The 1,050-nt window shown below is 56.4% G+C and carries 1 rRNA gene; it reads right to left on the bottom strand.

Annotation, left to right across the window (positions count from 1 at the left end):
• Nucleotides 1-21: 21 nt before the first annotated feature.
• Nucleotides 22-1,050: ribosomal RNA gene (locus ABZ858_RS37160) — 23S ribosomal RNA — on the bottom strand; the annotation flags it as partial.

Below are 1,050 nucleotides of genomic sequence, written 5' to 3'. Positions count from 1 at the left end.
ACACAGTGGACGCGAGCAACTGAGGACAAGCCCTCGGCCTATTAGTACCGGTCACCTCCACACGTTACCGTGCTTCCAGATCCGGCCTATCAACCCAGTCGTCTACTGGGAGCCTTACCCCATCAAGTGGGTGGGAGTCCTCATCTCGAAGCAGGCTTCCCGCTTAGATGCTTTCAGCGGTTATCCCTCCCGAACGTAGCCAACCAGCCATGCCCTTGGCAGGACAACTGGCACACCAGAGGTTCGTCCGTCCCGGTCCTCTCGTACTAGGGACAGCCCTTCTCAAGACTCCTACGCGCACAGCGGATAGGGACCGAACTGTCTCACGACGTTCTAAACCCAGCTCGCGTACCGCTTTAATGGGCGAACAGCCCAACCCTTGGGACCGACTCCAGCCCCAGGATGCGACGAGCCGACATCGAGGTGCCAAACCATCCCGTCGATATGGACTCTTGGGGAAGATCAGCCTGTTATCCCCGGGGTACCTTTTATCCGTTGAGCGACGGCGCTTCCACAAGCCACCGCCGGATCACTAGTCCCGACTTTCGTCCCTGCTCGACCCGTCGGTCTCACAGTCAAGCTCCCTTGTGCACTTACACTCAACACCTGATTGCCAACCAGGCTGAGGGAACCTTTGGGCGCCTCCGTTACTCTTTAGGAGGCAACCGCCCCAGTTAAACTACCCATCAGACACTGTCCCTGATCCGGATCACGGACCCAGGTTAGACATCCAGCACGACCAGACTGGTATTTCAACGACGACTCCACACACACTGGCGTGCATGCTTCACAGTCTCCCAGCTATCCTACACAAGCCGAACCGAACACCAATATCAAACTGTAGTAAAGGTCCCGGGGTCTTTCCGTCCTGCTGCGCGAAACGAGCATCTTTACTCGTAGTGCAATTTCACCGGGCCTATGGTTGAGACAGTCGAGAAGTCGTTACGCCATTCGTGCAGGTCGGAACTTACCCGACAAGGAATTTCGCTACCTTAGGATGGTTATAGTTACCACCGCCGTTTACTGGCGCTTAAGTTCTCAGCTTCGCCC

Source organism: Streptomyces sp. NPDC047017 (assembly GCF_040644175.1).
Classification (GTDB): Bacteria; Actinomycetota; Actinomycetes; order Streptomycetales; family Streptomycetaceae; genus Streptomyces.
The sequence above is the reverse complement of the archived record's forward strand: the minus strand, read 5'-3'. Positions and strand labels throughout refer to the sequence as shown.